Origin of the sequence: Staphylococcus gallinarum, from assembly GCF_029774255.1 — a bacterium.
In the GTDB taxonomy this organism is placed as follows: domain Bacteria; phylum Bacillota; class Bacilli; order Staphylococcales; family Staphylococcaceae; genus Staphylococcus; species Staphylococcus gallinarum.
The window spans coordinates 2,403,874-2,417,392 of sequence record NZ_CP069082.1 but is presented as its reverse complement, the minus strand read 5'-3'; the positions used below and the strand labels follow the sequence as shown (position 1 = coordinate 2,417,392).

General features: G+C 33.3%; 13 protein-coding genes. 10 read left to right on the top strand and 3 right to left on the bottom strand.

Annotation, left to right across the window (positions count from 1 at the left end; genetic code table 11):
- Positions 1–494 precede the first annotated feature (494 nt).
- Together JN168_RS11585 and JN168_RS11580 are read left to right on the top strand one after the other, a co-directional pair.
- The gene (locus tag JN168_RS11585) at positions 495–1,895 is read left to right on the top strand and encodes an amino acid permease (protein ID WP_107527876.1); all 1,401 of its coding nucleotides are present in this window, start codon (positions 495–497) and stop codon (positions 1,893–1,895) included.
- A gap of 95 nt (positions 1,896–1,990) precedes the next feature.
- Positions 1,991–2,464, top strand: coding sequence for an SRPBCC domain-containing protein (locus JN168_RS11580; RefSeq protein ID WP_107642210.1), 474 nt, complete (start codon positions 1,991–1,993; stop codon positions 2,462–2,464).
- Positions 2,465–2,899: 435 nt separating this feature from the next.
- Here the strand turns inward: JN168_RS11580 and JN168_RS11575 are convergent, their stop codons facing one another.
- Positions 2,900–4,087, bottom strand: a complete 1,188-nt coding sequence (locus JN168_RS11575) for an MFS transporter (RefSeq protein ID WP_279525904.1) — start codon at positions 4,085–4,087, stop codon at positions 2,900–2,902.
- 125 nt (positions 4,088–4,212) lie between these two features.
- On the opposite strand from JN168_RS11575, the gene JN168_RS11570 reads away from it, so the two are divergent.
- The 6 genes from JN168_RS11570 (at position 4,213) to JN168_RS11545 (ending at position 10,642) form a co-directional block, all read left to right on the top strand.
- The gene (locus JN168_RS11570; protein ID WP_279525903.1) at positions 4,213–5,103 is read left to right on the top strand and encodes a LysR substrate-binding domain-containing protein; all 891 of its coding nucleotides are present in this window, start codon (positions 4,213–4,215) and stop codon (positions 5,101–5,103) included.
- A 438-nt stretch (positions 5,104–5,541) separates the two neighbouring features.
- Positions 5,542–6,501 carry an NAD-dependent epimerase/dehydratase family protein gene (locus tag JN168_RS11565; protein WP_107512766.1) on the top strand — a complete coding sequence of 320 codons (960 nt, stop codon included), beginning with the start codon at positions 5,542–5,544 and terminating at the stop codon, positions 6,499–6,501.
- A 417-nt stretch (positions 6,502–6,918) separates the two neighbouring features.
- Positions 6,919–7,959: an NAD(P)-dependent alcohol dehydrogenase gene (locus tag JN168_RS11560; protein ID WP_042738039.1), complete on the top strand. Its 1,041-nt coding sequence runs from the start codon at positions 6,919–6,921 to the stop codon at positions 7,957–7,959.
- A gap of 250 nt (positions 7,960–8,209) precedes the next feature.
- Entirely contained in the window at positions 8,210–9,286 is a 1,077-nt protein-coding gene (locus tag JN168_RS11555) for a branched-chain amino acid aminotransferase (RefSeq protein WP_107512765.1), read from the top strand.
- Positions 9,287–9,472: 186 nt separating this feature from the next.
- Positions 9,473–10,165 carry an HAD family hydrolase gene (locus tag JN168_RS11550; protein ID WP_107512764.1) on the top strand — a complete coding sequence of 231 codons (693 nt, stop codon included), beginning with the start codon at positions 9,473–9,475 and terminating at the stop codon, positions 10,163–10,165.
- Between the two features lie 87 nt (positions 10,166–10,252).
- A complete protein-coding gene (locus JN168_RS11545; RefSeq protein ID WP_042738042.1) occupies positions 10,253–10,642 on the top strand; it encodes a hypothetical protein in 390 nt (129 codons plus the stop codon).
- 69 nt (positions 10,643–10,711) lie between these two features.
- On the opposite strand, the gene JN168_RS11540 is transcribed toward JN168_RS11545, so the two are convergent.
- Together JN168_RS11540 and JN168_RS11535 are read right to left on the bottom strand one after the other, a co-directional pair.
- Positions 10,712–11,374, bottom strand: coding sequence for a deoxynucleoside kinase (locus JN168_RS11540; protein WP_042738043.1), 663 nt, complete (start codon positions 11,372–11,374; stop codon positions 10,712–10,714).
- Positions 11,367–11,984 carry a deoxynucleoside kinase gene (locus JN168_RS11535; RefSeq protein ID WP_042738044.1) on the bottom strand — a complete coding sequence of 206 codons (618 nt, stop codon included), beginning with the start codon at positions 11,982–11,984 and terminating at the stop codon, positions 11,367–11,369. The genes JN168_RS11540 and JN168_RS11535 overlap by 8 nt, the downstream gene beginning before the upstream one ends.
- A 62-nt stretch (positions 11,985–12,046) precedes the next feature.
- Between JN168_RS11535 and tadA the strand changes: the two genes are divergently transcribed.
- On the top strand, positions 12,047–12,538 hold the full coding sequence (tadA, locus tag JN168_RS11530; RefSeq protein WP_042738045.1) for a tRNA adenosine(34) deaminase TadA: 492 nt from the start codon (positions 12,047–12,049) through the stop codon (positions 12,536–12,538).
- Between the two features lie 100 nt (positions 12,539–12,638).
- Positions 12,639–13,511: a Cof-type HAD-IIB family hydrolase gene (locus JN168_RS11525; protein ID WP_042738046.1), complete on the top strand. Its 873-nt coding sequence runs from the start codon at positions 12,639–12,641 to the stop codon at positions 13,509–13,511.
- The last annotated feature ends 8 nt before the right edge of the window (positions 13,512–13,519 follow it).

The following is a 13,519-nucleotide window of genomic DNA, read 5'->3' as shown; positions in this document are numbered from 1 at the left end:
GTGTAAATTAACTGATTTAATTGCAAAATAACGCTATTTTAAGTGGAAAACAAATATTGTATCCAAATATAAAATACATTTATATTACAAATTATGCATATTTAATTATTTTAGTGTATTTTTTCTTATATAATTAATTTATTGCGTTAAAATGGCAATTAATTAAAGAGTGCAATATTATTTAAATTTTTTTGCATAATTAGTTGTAATTTTCTGATAAAAGGAATATTATACAACCAAGCATTATCAAGATTTAATTTAGATAGCAATATAATGATCAATTAAAGACTTGAGAAAGGCGTGGTTGAGCTGTTTTTAACATAATTAAGTAAAGTGGAATATGCGTGAGTGCAACCATAAATATCGCTCGTCACTATACTTGAAAATTACATTTTTATCTAAATTTATTGATTATTACATAAAAACAAAGGGGTATGTGAATCAATTTTTTATGTTGATTATGCTTTAAACCAAATGAATGGGAGCAAATTGTTATGTCGAATTCATTAAGCAGAGAGTTGAGTAATAGACATATTCAACTTATTGCGATTGGTGGAGCTATAGGGACTGGCTTATTTTTAGGGGCTGGCCAGTCTATTAGTTTAACGGGTCCATCGATTCTACTCACTTATATTATTGTAGGTTTCGTATTATTTATGTTTATGCGTGCGATGGGAGAGTTATTATTAGCTAATACAGAGTATAAAACTTTTGCTGATATTGCACATGACCAAATCAGTCCATTGGCAGGATTTATGACCGGTTGGACATATTGGTTAACTTGGATAACATCTGGTATGGCAGAAATAACAGCTGTAGCAAAGTATGTGGAATATTGGGTGCCTGATTTACCCAATTGGATTACGTCGCTAGCTTGTATCTTACTCTTGATGGCATTTAATTTAACAAGTACAAAAATGTTTGGAGAATTGGAATTCTGGTTTGCGATTATTAAAGTATTAACGATAGTTGCTCTAATTGTAGTTGGTATTGTAATGATTGTATTTGCAGTGAAGACACCTTTTGGACATACTGGACTTGGCAATATGGTAACCAAAGAAGGTTTCTTCCCTAATGGTGCTAATGGATTTTTAATGTCGTTCCAGATGGTTGTATTTTCATTTACTGGTATTGAAATATTAGGTATTACAGCAGGTGAAACCAAGAATCCTGAAAAGACAATTCCAAAGGCGATTAATAGTGTACCAATTAGAATTTTGCTCTTTTATGTTGGAGCATTAGTTGTAATGATGTCCATTATTCCATGGCAAAATATCAAAGCGGATGATAGTCCATTTGTGAGCTTATTTGCATTGATAGGTGTACCGTTTGCCGCTGGATTAATAAACTTTGTATTATTAACTGCAGCTTCTTCGGCATGTAATAGTGGTATATTTGCTAATAGTAGAATTCTTTTTGGCTTATCTGAAAAGGAACAAACGCATCCGTTGATGATGAAGACTAATAAACGCGGTGTACCATATATAGCGATTATTGTAACTTGCATCTTATTGTCGGTTACGGTAATTATGAACTATTTTATTCCTAATGCGACACAAGTATTTTTCTATGTGACTGCAATATCGACAATTCTATTAATAATTGTTTGGATGTTTATTATGCATGCTTATGCAATGTACACTAAAAGGAATCCAAATGCACATAAAGAAAGTATTTATAAATTACCAGGTGGCTTGCATGCTGCAAGACTAGTGCAACTATTCTTTGTATTTGTCCTTGTTGTACTATTCATTATGCCAGACACACGTATGGGTGTCGTATTATCACCTATTTGGTTTATCATTTTAGGTATATTATATTGGCGTTTGCAAAAATCAAATGAAAGTAGAGCTTCAAAACAGAATATTCAGCTACCTAATAAAGAAAACGGGTAGAGTATAAATACATGAGCCAGAAATAGCGTTTAAAGTGTCTTGAGATACTATCTTACTGCTATTTCTGGTTTGTTTATATTGAGGAGGGTATTGCTATGGAAGTCAATTATATTAAGAATGATAAAGGTGTTTATCAAACAATAGATGTTTTAATTAATGAAAAACCGAGTATTATTTTTAATTATTTATCTACGACAGAGGGTATTCAACAATGGTTTCCTCAATTATATGTTGAGGAAAGAAGTGAACACGGAAACTTATATTTCCATATTGAAGATGATGAAGATTTAAGAATGGAAATTTTACAATTTGATGAACCGAATACCTTTGAATTCACTTGGGATATTGGTACCGTGAAATTTCAGTTAAGCGAGCAACAAGGTCAAACATTGTTGACACTAAAAGAATATTTGCCGTATGAATTTCCACACATTACGCTTGATTTTTCTGGTTGGCAATATCAAATGCACAGTTTGAAAAACTTAATCGAGCAAGGTGAGATTTTAGCACAGTCAGACTTTGATTTTGAAACAAACCAACAAGAAATTGCACAAAAATTACGTTTATAAATAGAAGCATTTGTCTCCTAAGAAAGTAAACTCATAATACCAAATATTAAATAAAAGGCTAGTAGATAATATATTGTGCATTTACTGATTGATATAGCAACACTAACAAGTCAAATTTAGTATGTGATTTTAAGTGGATGTTACTGTAAAAATCACTTATAAATTCAACGTATTTTGGCGAGACTCCTGAGGGAGCAGGACAAGCTGAAGACTACAGGCTGAAGCTGTCCCTTAGGAAAGCGAGCCAAAAATATGAATTATGAATATAAAAAGCACTCAGATAAATTGAATTCATTCATCTGAGTGCTTTGTTCTGGAATTTATAATTCAGATACAATATTTTTCATTCTAATTAAATGCCAATCATACTAAACGTTGTGCTAACTTTAAGTTTATTTATGCTTGATAAGGTGATTGGCTGTTTATCATTTCTATCTATTGAGATGTTTGTGATTTCTGAGGATGTGACTTTCTACCGTGTAAACCATAATAAAGTAAGACAGAAGCTAGAACAACAAGAGCCATAATAAGATATAAATTACTGTATCCGACATAAGGAATTATAACGCCTAAAATAAATGGACCAATACCGGCACCGAAATCTGCAAACATAAAGAATGTCGAAGTAGCTAGACCTACTTTATCTTTAGGTGATTGTTGCACTGCAATTGCTTGAGCGCTAGGAATGATGGTGCCATAGCCAATGCCAATAAAGACAGCGGATATGAGCAACATTATACCGGTTGTAGTACCACCTAATAATAGTAAACCGATAATAAAACTGATTAGCACTGGGTACATCACTTTATTTTCACCAAAATGATCATATATTTTCCCAGTAAAGGGTCTAGTAACAAAGGTACTCAATGCATAAACGACAAAGAAGAAACTGGAGATGTTTGCTAGATTCAACTGTTCTGTATAGACAGATAAGAAAGATAATACACTAGAATATGCAATGCCTACAAAAACGACAAAAATTGAAATAGGTAATGCTTCTATTTGTAAATAGGCCGAAATGCCTTTTGTTTCTTGGTTATAAGAATTTTGATTTTCTGATTTACTTAAACTTTTTATAAAAATTGTAGCAATTAAAGCAAGTAAAATAGCAATAAGGCTTACATTGAAGATAGATTCAAAACCAAAGTGCTGATTAAGGACAATACCACAAAATGGACCGATTGCAGATGCTAACGTTACACTTAATGCATAGTAACCAATACCTTCACCTTTTCTATCGTCTGGAATAATTCTTGAAGAAATAGTGCCTGTAGCAGTTGAGGCGATACCAAAGGCAATACCATGTACAAGTCGAATTATCATTAATAGTGATAAACTTTGAATTGTATAGTAAAGACCGACTGCGATAATTGAGAAAATAATACCACCAAATAGAATGCGTTTCGGCGGCAAATTATCTATGATTCTTCCAGAAAACAATCGTCCGAACAACATACCTATAATAAAAATACCCGCAGCTAAACCTCCCATGCTTTCAGAGGCATGGTATTGATTAATTGCGAATTTTGTCACAGTCACAATGAGAGTATAATGAATCAAATACATTAAAAAGTTTACAATTGTTATAAGGATGAAATCTTTTGACCATAGTTTGTTATACATAGAAAGACCTTCCTTTTATTTGTATTAAATTTTTCCTACATCTATAATTATATGAATCACAATAACTAATGTATAATTAGAATTTGTGATATTTATATAAGTTCCACTTATATTGAGGTGATGAAATGAACTTTGAACAGTTGGTATACGTAAAGAAAATTTATGAAGTCGAATCTATTATTCATGCAGCTCAAGCATTGCATATTAGTCAATCGGCAATGAGCCAATCTATTGCAAATTTGGAAATAGAGCTAGGTTATAAATTATTTGAACGTTCTAGAAAGGGAACATTTCCCACGGAGGTTGGAAAACGATTAATTCCATTTATTATAGATATTCTAGATGCGCGGGATGATTTAAAGGGTGAGATTGATGCATTGAATAGTAAATTAACCGGCTCTTTGAAAATTGCTACAATACCTACACTTTTTAATAAAATAATTCCAAAAGCGCTCTCGGCGTTTAAAAATGATTACCCACATATAGAGATTGAAGTCATAGAAAGTGACAGAGCTAATATTATTACTATGGTAAATAATAATGAGGTCGATATAGGACTAGTTGGAAAGAGAGAGAATGAGACATTTAGCAAAGGGTTAAAAATATACCCCCTTAATTTATCAACTGATTTTAGACTCATTGTACCTAAAAAATCAAAATTATCGTTGAAAGACAATATTGATTTGACAGTTTTACAACAATATCCTTTTGTACTTTATGATCGTAATTTTTATCACGATAACTTAAAGGAATTTGAAGAGGAAAACGGTCCTTTAAAAATTGTTTTTAGGACCAATAATCCTAGTGTTTTAATTAAAACAGTGTCAGAAGGCTTAGGTATTAGTATCGTTTCTAGCTTAATGTTAGAAGATGATCCATACATTGAGCATGAATTAATTGAACAGTTACCAATGGGTTCACCGTTTGATTATTTTATCTATTTTGTCGCGTTGTCTAATAAAGAGAATAATCATAAAAAAACGATTCAAACATTTATTGAATATTTAAAGTATTGATAGGTCGAAATTAAATTATTTAGTTAACAAAGTACTTTTAAAAGCAATATGAACAGATTTGTCGTTTAACAAACTGTTGGCGTTTGTAGGTGCATGGCCATCCTGATTTCAAGAAAGTATAATTTTGAAAAATAAAACGTTCTAACTTAACTTAAAGTCAAGAAATGATAAGCTATAGCTAGATATAAGAATTTTGAAACCGTCAAAATCCATTTGCTTTGAATGGCTGTTGACGGTTTCTTTATGGTGAAAATTAGGTTCAAAAAATAGAAAAGTGGTAATTTAAGTAATGAGTAATATTTCACTAAAATCCATAACTTTTGTACACTCATAGTATACAAAATCATTCATATATACTATAATGAGGTTAATAATAACTGTTTTGTACACATGGAGAATACATTACAATTTCTGTAATATACAAGGGAGATAATTACTATGAAAAAAATTATGATTACTGGGGCTTTAGGTCAGATAGGGACGGAACTTGTTGTGAAATGTAGAGCGTTATATGGAAACGATAATGTATTGGCAACTGATATCAGAGAACCAGAAGCTGGCTCACCAATTATGGATGGACCATTCGAAATTTTAGATGTTACAGATAAAACGCGTATGTATCAATTAGTGGAGTCTTTTCAACCTGATACGTTCATGCATATGGCGGCATTACTTTCTGCGACTGCAGAGCAAAATCCATTATTTGCGTGGGAACTTAATATGGGTGGTTTAATGAATGCATTAGAAGCGGCTCGTGAATATCAATTACAATTCTTTACACCTAGTTCTATTGGAGCGTTTGGACCATCGACTCCAAAGGTAAATACACCACAAGTTACTATTCAACGTCCAACTTCAATGTATGGTGTGAATAAAGTTGCAGGTGAATTGTTATGTCAGTATTACTTTGATAAATTTAATGTTGATACACGTAGTGTTAGATTCCCAGGGCTAATTTCACATATTAAAGAACCTGGTGGCGGTACGACTGACTACGCGGTTGATATTTATTTTAAAGCTGTGCGTGAAGGACACTACACTAGTTATATTGCGAAAGACACATATATGGATATGATGTTTATGGACGATGCCATTGATGCAATTATTCAGTTGATGGAAGCTGATGGTGTGAAATTAATCAACCGTAATGCTTATAATTTAAGCGCGATGAGTATTGAACCAGAAATGGTTAAAGCAGCTATTCAAGAATATAAACCTGAATTCACATTAGATTATGATGTGGACCCTGTGCGTCAAAGTATTGCTGATAGTTGGCCAAACAGTATAGATGTAAGTTGTGCACGTGCTGAGTGGGGGTTCAATCCTAAGCATGATTTACAAAAAATGACTGAGATTATGTTAGAAGCGATTGAGAAAAAAGAAAAAGTAAGTCAATAAGGTTTATTAACTTTAAATAATAATGTACAACTTTAAAATAGTATTAAAGTCAGATGATATCACTGCGTATATAAGGTTATGAATACGTAGAAAGTATGAGGGACATTGTGTCTCAAATTAGCGAATGAACGTCAATTTCTATTCTAGTTATAGAGATTGACGTTTTTGTATTTTATTCTTGTTGTAATGAATAGAGGTACGATTTGAATATTATCAATTTCTTTTATATGTAACATATCTCATATGAGTTATTTTTCGAATCCTTTTAAATAAGTGCTGTATAGTGTAATAAAATACAAAATTCATAGCATAATCAAAGTCACTTTAATTGACCTAGAGTTCACTCCAGGACATATCATAGTAAATGAAGAATATGATTGAGATATTCTATTGTTTAAGCACTGGAGGAATTAAAATATGATAAATGCTAAAGCAAGAGCGGTAAGTGGTCCGGATTCTAATTTTTACGCAACTGAAATTGAAAGAAGAGACCTTGATACACATGATGTATTAATAGAAATAAAATATGCTGGTATATGTCATTCTGACATTCATACTGCACACGGAGAATGGGGACCTGTACATTATCCGCTAGTGCCTGGTCATGAAATCGCAGGTATTGTTAAAGCAGTAGGTACTGAAGTAAGTAAATATCAAGTTGATGACCGTGTGGGTGTAGGTTGTATGGTAGATTCCTGTGGCGAATGTGAACATTGTCGAAATGGTGAAGAACAATACTGCTTAAAAGGCAATGTTGGCACATACGCGGGAACAGATAGATATGGAGAACCTACTCAAGGTGGTTATTCAACTCATATCGTAGTCCATGAAGACTTTGTCTTGAGAATACCAGATAATATTGGTCTGGATGTTGCAGCGCCATTATTATGTGCAGGTATTACAACGTATTCACCACTAAATCATTGGAATGCAAATTCAGATAAAAAGGTAGCAGTAATTGGTATGGGTGGTCTTGGTCATATGGCTGTTCAAATTGCACATGCAATGGGGGCAGAAGTGACTGTTTTATCTCAAACCTTAAATAAAAAAGAGGATGGCTTGAAATTAGGTGCTACACACTACTATGCGACAAATGATACAGCGACCTTTGAGAAACTTGCAAGTTCATTTGATTTAATTATTAATACAGTTAGTGCAAATTTAAATTTAGATGAATATCTACGTTTATTAGCATTGGACGGTACTATTGTTAATGTTGGTGCGCCTGCTGAACCAATTTCATTACGTGTTGCTAACTTAATTGGTCATCGCCGATCATTTGCTGGTTCAGCAATTGGTGGTATTAGAGAAACACAAGAAATGCTTGATTTTTGTGCACAACATCAAATAGAACCACAAATTGAGTTAATTACAGCGGATGATATTGATAACGCATATGAAAGAGTATTGGCATCAGATGTTAAGTATCGCTTCGTAATAGATACAAGTACGATGTAATGGATATTTCAGTTACTTAGTAAATTGGACACAGGTTGAGACATTTTTAATGTTTCAGCCTGTTCTTTTTCTTTTAATAAAAATTGTTATATCTTGCTTTGATATATTAAAATTGCTACATACAATTGAATTGATTTTTATTTATTAATAATTGATATATTTTAAATTTTTTGAAAATTATTGAACAGCGTATCTGCTATTGGTATAATTTAGTATAAATACTTTAAATGAGCATTGGGAGGAAAGAATCATGTCAGAAAAAATTAAATTTGTACAACGTGAAAACTTAAAAGAGAAACCGGATCCTAGTGATTTAGGTTTTGGGAAATACTTCACTGATTATATGTTAAGTTTCGACTATGATATTGATCAAGGATGGCATGATTTACAGATTGTGCCTTATGGGCCAATAGAAATTTCACCAGCAGCACAAGTGCTTCATTATGGACAAGCAGTGTTTGAAGGATTAAAAGCCTATAAGCATGAGGGAGAGGTAGATTTATTCCGACCTTCAGAGAACTTTAAGCGTATCAATCATTCATTGGCTCGTTTAGATATGCCTGAAATTGATGAAGCATTATTACTTGAAGGATTAAAGCAATTGGTAGACGTAGAAAGAGACTGGGTACCAGAAGGTGAAGGACAATCATTATATATTCGTCCATTTGTATTTGCAACAGAGGGTATCTTAGGCGTACGTCCTTCTTATTCTTATAAATTATTAATCTTATTATCTCCATCAGGTTCATATTATGGTGGCGCTTCATTACAACCAACTAAGATTTATGTTGAAGATGAATATGTGCGTGCCGTAAGAGGTGGCGTCGGACATGCCAAAGTGGCTGGTAACTATGCAGCGAGTTTACTCGCACAAACAAATGCTGCAGATCAAGGTTATGACCAAGTACTTTGGTTGGATGGTGTTGAACAGAAATATGTTGAAGAAGTTGGAAGTATGAACATTTTCTTTGTTGAGAATGGTAAGTTAGTTACGCCAGAATTAAATGGTAGTATCTTACCTGGTATTACACGTAAGACAATTATCGAATTGGCTAAAAAGTTAGGCTATGAAGTTGAAGAGCGTCGTGTATCAATTGACGAACTTATTGAAGCCCATAATAGTGGTGCTTTAACAGAAGTATTTGGTACAGGTACAGCAGCTGTAATCTCACCAGTAGGTCAATTAAAGTATGAAGATACTGAAATTGTGATTAATAATAATGAGACTGGTGAAATTACGCAAAAATTATATGAAAACTATATTGGTATCCAAAGTGGTAAATTAGATGATCCAGAAGGTTGGAGAGTTGTAGTTCCAAGATATTAATATGAATTATAATATGAAGGCTTGCTCGGGTGTGTATGACTCGAGCAAGTCTTTTTTATAACAAAGTATAGAATTAGCTGCAATTATTTTATTATTTCAAATTCAACATTTGTTTCATTAGTGAAAAATATATTAAAATAGTAAGCGTTGGTATTAAGAGTTAAAAATACAGGAGCTGTTAACGAGATGGAATGGATATTATTCGATAAAGATGGTACTTTGATATATTTTGATAAAAGTTGGATGAAAATCGGTTTACAATTAGTCGATGATTTTTTGACAACATATAAAGCTGATATTGCTGATGTTGATACAGCTTACGAATCATTAGGTGTTATTGATGGTGAGATACAACCTGGAACTGTTATGGCATCAGGCGCTTTGGATGAAATGATTGATGCATTCTGCGAAATCGCTGGCCAAGATGTATCAACATGGGCGCAACAACGCAGCCAAACATTGGTGGATCAACGTGTGCCAGAAAATGAATTAGTTGAAGGGATCGAACAGACACTTGAGACGCTAAAGCAACGTGGATATAAGTTAGGTATTGTCACAAGTGATTCGAAGATTGGTGTTGATCAATTTTTAGAAGTAACAAAATTTGATCGCTTTTTCGATTTGATTATTTCAACGGAAGCAGATGCAGTTGAAAAACCAAATCCTGAAGTACTAAACCCTTTATTCTATAGATATGATGTAAAGCCAGAAAATGTTGCGATTGTTGGAGATAATGCGAATGATATTCAAACTGGTATTAATGCGAAGCTAGGATTGAAAGTTGCAGTATTGACAGGTGTTGGTTTGAAAGAAGAATTAACACAAGCGGATTATATCGTAGATAATGCTAATGAAATTATAAACTTAATAAATCGATAGGCGCCGTACTTAAATTATGTCATAATATACTCAACGTATATTATGGCTTTTTTATTTAAAGCATATTTGAATAATAGGGGTGGTAGGATGATAGATGGTAAGTATGCTGACTACAAAGGCGAGACATATAAAGTTGTAGAAATTATCAGTCAAGAAGTCGTACTAGTAACAGAAGATAATCATGCAGTAGAGCATGGTTTTGAAGCACAAACTACGCATCACTCAAATCATACATTGTACTTTAAACAAGTGCCGAGAACAGACTTGGATGAATTATATGAGTTATTTCAAGAAGCACGTTATGAGGGCTCAGTATTTGATCTCTATCAAGATACAGAGGGCGATTATTATATCGGCACAGAAGATGAAGATAAAGCAAGTACATTTGGTTTAACTAAAACGGATACGGATTATTTTAGTAAATATGTAACAGAAGAAGAAATCGAGAAAATTATTTACCGTAGTCATATTGAATAATAAAAAAATCGAAGCATGACGACATCATATCACTTGCCGTATGCTTCGATATATTTTTCTAAACGATATTTAACGTTGGTCAACTTTGCGATAAGCTTCGATTGCATTGCGTATCTTATCAATAATTGGATCTAACGTATCAGGTGACTCGTGTAAATCGTATTCATTGATATTTACACGCACAACAGGACATGCATTGAACTCATTAATCCAGTCGTCATAACGTTTAAAGAGCTTTTGCCAATAGGCATGATCTGTCTCAATCTCCATTTGACGACCACGACGTTCAATTCGTTCGATGACCTCGTCGTAATCACATTCTAAGTAAATGAGTACGTCTGGTTTTGGAAAGTATGGTGTCATAACCATAGCATTAAATAATTCTGAGTAGGTATTGAAATCTTCCGGACTCATCGTACCTTGTTCTTCGTGCATTTTTGCGAAAATATCTACATCTTCATATATGGAACGGTCTTGTATAAATCCGCCACCATATTCAAACATGCGCTTTTGTTCTTTAAAGCGTTCTGCTAAAAAGTAAATTTGTAAATGGAAACTCCAACGTTCAAAATCGTTGTAAAATTTATCTAAGTATGGATTTTGATCTACATTTTCAAATGATGTTCTAAAGTTGAGACGTTCAGCTAATGCTGTTGTTAAAGTAGATTTACCCACACCAACTGTACCTGCAATTGTGATGACGGCATCTTGAGGGATTCCGTAATTATTCATTATTTGTTCCTCCAATCAATGGTTCAATCATTTCTAATATATATTGATAGTGCTCATTGTAATTAACAAAATCCAAATCAGTAGTGTCGATGCGAATTACACGTTGACCTTCAGCTTTCAACGATTCGTAATAATCTTGGTAATCACGCTTTAAGTTAATTAAATAATTATCTTCTATTTGATGTTCAAAGCTTCTGTTACGATGAGCGATGCGCGATTTTAATGTTTCTAATTTAGCATCTAAAAAGATAATGACGTTTGGCATCTCCAAATCTTCAGTTAATATATCATAGATACGAGAAAACTTTTCAAACTCTTTTGTTGTTAGTGTATTGCTCGCAAATATTTTATTTTTGTGAATGTGATAATCGCTAACGATACCGGAATGCATTTTGGCAATATCCTGAAATTGTTTGTAGCGATTACATAGAAAGAACATTTCAGTTTGGAAACTCCATTTTGAGATATCTTCATAAAAATCAGAAAGAAACGGGTTTTCAGAAATGATTTCTTTTTCTTCGTAATAATTAAGTGACTGACTAAGTTTGTGTGCTAATGATGATTTGCCAACACCGATTGGCCCTTCAATAGCTATAAAAGGTTTTTTCATATTTACCGCTCCAATGTTAAAATAGACAATAAGTATTGTACCATATATAAGGTGTGTGACACATGACAACTGATGAATATTATATGAATTTCGCAATTACAGAGGCTGAAAAAGCGGGGGCAATGGGAGAAGTACCCATAGGAGCAATTATTGTTTATAATGATGAAATTATTGCGCGTGCCCATAATTTAAGAGAGCAAGCACAAATGCCGACTGCTCATGCTGAACACATAGCTATAGAACAAGCGGCTGCCCAAATAGGAAGTTGGAGATTAGAAGATTGTACATTGTATGTAACTTTGGAACCATGCGTGATGTGTTCTGGAGCAATCGTAATGAGCCGAATTCCTCGCGTAGTATATGGAGCAAGTGATCCTAAAGGAGGGTGTGCTGGCAGTTTGATGGATTTATTACAAGAAGCGCGATTTAATCACAGAGCGAGCGTTACTGCTGGTATTTTAGAGGAGCAATGTGGCACGTTATTGAAGCAATTTTTCAAGCAATTAAGAAATAAGAAAAAAATAGACCAATCGGCGGATAATACAAATAGTTAAACTTTTGTTAGAATATAATTATGTTACAAAATTATGTCTAAAAAATTGAGTGTGTAGTTAAATTTGTAGTAATGATAATAGAGGGAAATGAGGAAAACGAATGATAAATCTAATTGCAACAGATATGGATGGTACATTATTAAATGCGGCACATGAAATTTCAGAGGAAAATATTCAAGCCATTAAATACGCACAATCGTTAGGTATTACAGTTGTTATAGCGACTGGTAGAGCGTTTTATGAAGCGAATACGCCTGTGAACCAGACGGATTTAAAGGTGCCATATATTTGTTTGAATGGCGCGGAAGTTAGAGACGAATCATTTAATATAATGAGTACATCTAATTTAAACCGTGAATTGATAAACAGAATTACTGAAGAATTAAATCATGAGGATGTTTATTATCAAGTTTACACGAACTTGGGTATTTATACTGAAAATCCCCAAAAAGATTTAGATATATATATTGATATTGCAGAGCGAGCTGGTCAAACTGCTGATGTTGAAAAGATTAAGCAAGGCATACAAAAACGTATTGATAACGGTACGTTAAAGGTAGTAGAGAATTATGACAAGATTGAAAAAACACCGGGTGAAATTGTCATGAAAATATTAGCGTTCGATAGTGATTTATCAAAAATTGAACGTGTCAGTCGTAAATTAGCTGAATCAGGTAGTTTGGCTGTTTCTTCATCTTCAAGAGGCAATATTGAAATTACACACTCTGATGCACAAAAAGGAATTGCTTTGGAGACTATTGCAGAGCGTCTCAACATCGATATGCAGAATGTAATGGCTATTGGTGACAATTTAAATGATGTGTCAATGTTAGAACGTGTTGGCTATCCAGTAGCTATGGATAATGCAACAGAAGAAGTTAAACAAGTGGCTAAATATGTAACAGAAACAAATGAACAAAGTGGTGTAGGTAAAGCCATTATGAAATTAATACAAGAAAATAACGAGAAATAATATAGAGG

Excerpts from the sequence above, each read along its gene's own strand:
- JN168_RS11575 (WP_279525904.1), bottom strand. The coding sequence starts at position 4,087 with ATGTATAACAAACTATGGTCAAAAGATTTCATCCTTATAACAATTGTA.
- JN168_RS11545 (WP_042738042.1), top strand. The coding sequence starts at position 10,253 with ATGATAGATGGTAAGTATGCTGACTACAAAGGCGAGACATATAAAGTT.
- JN168_RS11565 (WP_107512766.1), top strand. The coding sequence starts at position 5,542 with ATGAAAAAAATTATGATTACTGGGGCTTTAGGTCAGATAGGGACGGAA.
- tadA (WP_042738045.1), top strand. The coding sequence starts at position 12,047 with ATGACAACTGATGAATATTATATGAATTTCGCAATTACAGAGGCTGAA.
- JN168_RS11555 (WP_107512765.1), top strand. The coding sequence starts at position 8,210 with ATGTCAGAAAAAATTAAATTTGTACAACGTGAAAACTTAAAAGAGAAA.
- JN168_RS11535 (WP_042738044.1), bottom strand. The coding sequence starts at position 11,984 with ATGAAAAAACCTTTTATAGCTATTGAAGGGCCAATCGGTGTTGGCAAA.
- JN168_RS11580 (WP_107642210.1), top strand. The coding sequence starts at position 1,991 with ATGGAAGTCAATTATATTAAGAATGATAAAGGTGTTTATCAAACAATA.
- JN168_RS11585 (WP_107527876.1), top strand. The coding sequence starts at position 495 with ATGTCGAATTCATTAAGCAGAGAGTTGAGTAATAGACATATTCAACTT.
- JN168_RS11560 (WP_042738039.1), top strand. The coding sequence starts at position 6,919 with ATGATAAATGCTAAAGCAAGAGCGGTAAGTGGTCCGGATTCTAATTTT.
- JN168_RS11550 (WP_107512764.1), top strand. The coding sequence starts at position 9,473 with ATGGAATGGATATTATTCGATAAAGATGGTACTTTGATATATTTTGAT.
- JN168_RS11540 (WP_042738043.1), bottom strand. The coding sequence starts at position 11,374 with ATGAATAATTACGGAATCCCTCAAGATGCCGTCATCACAATTGCAGGT.
- JN168_RS11525 (WP_042738046.1), top strand. The coding sequence starts at position 12,639 with ATGATAAATCTAATTGCAACAGATATGGATGGTACATTATTAAATGCG.
- JN168_RS11570 (WP_279525903.1), top strand. The coding sequence starts at position 4,213 with ATGAACTTTGAACAGTTGGTATACGTAAAGAAAATTTATGAAGTCGAA.